6 protein-coding genes are annotated in these 3,454 nt (G+C 37.7%); 3 read left to right on the top strand and 3 right to left on the bottom strand.

The genetic code is table 11. From position 1 onward, the window contains the following. Together BMZ78_RS18235 and BMZ78_RS18230 are read left to right on the top strand one after the other, a co-directional pair. Window positions 1-129: DUF3231 family protein (locus tag BMZ78_RS18235; RefSeq protein ID WP_139203371.1), on the top strand; the 129-nt coding region annotated here is incomplete at its 5' end. Window positions 130-698: 569 nt separating this feature from the next. Further along, the gene (locus BMZ78_RS18230) at window positions 699-956 is read left to right on the top strand and encodes a WGxxGxxG family protein (protein ID WP_093231799.1); all 258 of its coding nucleotides are present in this window, start codon (window positions 699-701) and stop codon (window positions 954-956) included. A 457-nt stretch (window positions 957-1,413) separates the two neighbouring features. Here the strand turns inward: BMZ78_RS18230 and BMZ78_RS19700 are convergent, their stop codons facing one another. From BMZ78_RS19700 to BMZ78_RS18215, 3 genes are all read right to left on the bottom strand, one after another. Then, complete coding sequence (locus BMZ78_RS19700; RefSeq protein ID WP_093231798.1) at window positions 1,414-1,737, bottom strand: terminase small subunit; 324 nt, start codon at window positions 1,735-1,737, stop codon at window positions 1,414-1,416. Continuing rightward, window positions 1,649-1,873 (bottom strand): terminase small subunit, encoded by a 225-nt coding sequence (locus tag BMZ78_RS19445; protein WP_093231797.1) that lies wholly within the window; start codon window positions 1,871-1,873, stop codon window positions 1,649-1,651. Before BMZ78_RS19445 ends, BMZ78_RS19700 begins: the two co-directional genes overlap by 89 nt. Window positions 1,874-2,040: 167 nt before the next feature. Then, window positions 2,041-2,274: a hypothetical protein gene (locus tag BMZ78_RS18215; protein ID WP_093231796.1), complete on the bottom strand. Its 234-nt coding sequence runs from the start codon at window positions 2,272-2,274 to the stop codon at window positions 2,041-2,043. 721 nt (window positions 2,275-2,995) lie between these two features. Here BMZ78_RS18215 and BMZ78_RS18210 point away from each other — a divergent pair. Continuing rightward, the coding region (locus BMZ78_RS18210; RefSeq protein WP_175482567.1) for a sporulation protein at window positions 2,996-3,454 on the top strand (459 nt) is incomplete at its 3' end.

The following is a 3,454-nucleotide window of genomic DNA, read 5'->3' as shown; positions in this document are numbered from 1 at the left end:
ATTGCGATGTTGTTTGGTCAGTTTCATATGGAAGAAGCCCAATATGGAGCTAAATTGTTAAAATTGATGAAGAAAAAAGGTTGGCTAGTTCCACCCCCTCTTCATGCAAATACACAAATTGAAGGATAGGAATATATAAAAAAGGAATTACCAAAACTAGGTGATTCCTTTTTTATATATTATTTAACCTAGATAACATTAAATCATTGATAATACTAAATTCAGAAGAGCTTTCTTATCGGGCATTTGCATCGCTTGTTGAGCGAGCTGTAGGTTCACTTTCCCTTGCTGGAAAAAGTCTTTTGCGTTGTATATATAGCGTTGACCACTCCCCATGCGTAAACGAAAGGGAATTCTTGGGAATTCCCATCTACTGACAGGATATGCACCAAGCTCAACCCACCAGTCCAGCGGTGAAAAGTTTTTTCAAACTAGACCTACTGCTTGGTTTTCACTTTTCAGCCTAATGAAAGAGTAACTTATTTTATACAATAAATGTTGGACTTGCGAGAGGATGAACACCCTCCCCCGTCCGACGCTCACTCTCATACCCATAGCTGAAGCTAAGGGGTTTTCTCGCTCGTATTCTATAAAAAATAAACCTCAGATCATATTGAAAACAGCTATACAAACATCTGTATAAAAAATATTAAGGATGGAATTCTAAAGGTAAACATAACCGAAGGGAAGGTATCACCATGAAAAAGTTTATTGCTTTATTTGTGTCCACCGTAATGCTGACCGTCTTTGCTATTCAGATCCCGCATGTTTCGGCGGAAATTACTGGTCAAGTTGTTCAAGTTAATGACAACGACAAAAATACGGGCCGCGGTATGATGAATAACATCCGTCGGACTGGCGCAGGTACTCAAGATGACGATTATGACTGGGGATGGATTGGATTGGCCGGTCTGCTTGGACTCTTAGGTCTGCGCCGTCGCGATAACCGGGAGTGATAAATAAAATCGTGTCCAAAAGGAGCATAATCCTAATTTTGAATCGGTTGAAGCGGGTGAACGACCGAACCCTAAGAACTGGGTTGCATCAAATTTAGCAATCAGGTGTTCGAGTTTTTGACTACTCAGATACAAAAAATCCATGACAGGGACATTTTGACACAATGTTGATATAATTAACAATAGATGATTATACAGGGAGGAAATTTTGACGCTTAACAAAAATAAATGTATTTCAATAAGAGTTAATCTAGATCCAGACCCACCAACTGGTTAAAAAATGATAAAAACTCTTCACAACTTAGGGATTTATCACCCTGAGTTTTTATTGTTCATATGAAAAAGCTGGACAGAGGGATCCATCCAGCTTTCTTTATTTACCACGGCAATTTTTCACCGCGCTTCAAAATCAAGACATCAGATCCTTCGTTATACATAACTTCCTGGACCTTCTCTGTTACGATATTTGTGTTGTTATTCTGCGGCGCATCATCAACATGCCCAGGTGTTCGGCCAACATCTCCAATGCCTTCATCCGGTCGTTGGTCTTTACCTTCAGGTTTCGGCCGGACTCGGAAATAGACTCCTGGATCTCTTGGATGATCGTCCCGTCTACTTCATCACTGTCACGGATCTGAATTTTGCCGTTCTTCCATGTCACTACATCACGGATGTATGAAAAGCAAATTTTCTCAGTTGTTCGATGACCATGTCTTGCGTGATACAGTTCGTTCGGAGCGTTCCTTTTTTGCCTGTTGGATCGCGGTTTGAACCTTAACATTTCTCAACAACCTGCTTGCTATCGCTTCAGCCGTCTTCTTACTATATCCCGCCCGGATGGCCGCCTGTGTAGCGTTCAAGTCAATCAGGTATTCCTCTACAAACCGTTGTTGTTTTGGCGTCAATTTATTGCCCACTACATACCATCACCCACCTCACATTGTGTTAAATTCATATAATATGGATAAAATGTAAGTAGAAAAGGATTTGTAATCTTTTTCTAATTTACACCGCACTCTATCTCTATATCTCTTTACATAAGTCCCTAAATCGGGACTTTTTTTGATATACACTTCAACCAATTCTATACCTCCACAGCACACTCTATTGTATTCCGCCCTACTTCCTTGATTGTGATCACTTGGGTAGTAATCCTGTCAGCCCGACTAATTTCCTTAGCAACTTTTTCGGCTTTCTTATGGCTTATAAATGGGTAAGCAAACAGTAAATGTCCCCAGACTGTATGTGGTCCTGACTGATCGAAATACTGCAAATACTCTCGGGTAGCAGGTCGGTAGATATAGTAAAGATTAAGCACTGTTCTCCTCCTTTCATATCATCTCCAATAAAAAAACAACGTTTTGGTAATAACTTAGGTAATTAACTCTGCAATCTTCTTTTTCATCTCCAGCCGTATTTGCTCACGATGATCCAATCCTGGACAGTTGATTCTTGTTTTGTGACACTTCCTACCCCGCATCTATGATTCGCTGTGTTTCTACCTCATTTAAATCTGTCTCAAATGCTACTAATAATCCTTTTATTTGATTACTCATTAATTCACCCTCTTAATATTTTATTTATGTTTGAAATGAAAAATATTAAATTATATCGAATTATTTATCGTTGAACTGTTTAATCATCTAAATAAAATCCGCCACCAAAAGGTAGCGGATAATGAATAGATGGTGAATCATCCGAGCAATAGTTAATCTTTGATACACTATCATCTTAACACGTTATATCGAACAGTTGTTGCCATAATACTGCCAAAAAACTGCCAAATTTGGTCTAATATAAAGTTTAAACTCTATTGATCTCAGTATTTATCAATTTCTTCCTGCTCCTTCATCCATCGAGGCTTCATAAACTTTGGTGTATAGAACAGGGTAAAAATGCCTACTAGTGCACAAAATTACAGCATAATTACCATGTATAAATAAATATTAATAATATCTTAACATTAACTTGACATAGTTTATATTAAAATTAAAGCAAATTGGATTTACACATTCCAAATATTGGAGGTACAGTCTCGATTGGTCTTAAAAAATTTTTTAGCTAAATTAGGCCATGGTGGGGCAAAAGTAGATTTGATTTTAGACAAACAAGAGTATGTATTAGATGAACAAGTAAGTGGAGAGCTTGTCATCCAAGGTGGAACAGTAGAACAGCATATCAACAAAATTGATATTGAGTTGGTGATGAGTCTTTATTATAAAAATCATCACTATACCCAAACGGTTCAAGTTTTTCCGTTTCATACTCCTTTTAACATACAACCATCTGAGAAGAAAGTTTTTCCATTCTCTTGCAAAATACCTAGTAATCTTTTACTTTCTAGTCATTCTGTTTCATACTACTTTATTACTCATTTAGACATTGCAGGGGCTGTAGATCATACGGATCGAGATTATGTCAAAATTCTTCCACCAGCACGGCTTCAAAATCTCTTAAAGGCTTTTGAACAAATTGGCTTCTATGAAAAGCATGACTCA

Source organism: Thermoflavimicrobium dichotomicum, assembly GCF_900114055.1.
Lineage (GTDB): Bacteria > Bacillota > Bacilli > Thermoactinomycetales > Thermoactinomycetaceae > Thermoflavimicrobium > Thermoflavimicrobium dichotomicum.
Note: the sequence above shows the minus strand (reverse complement) of the source record. Positions and strands in the feature narration are given on the sequence as shown.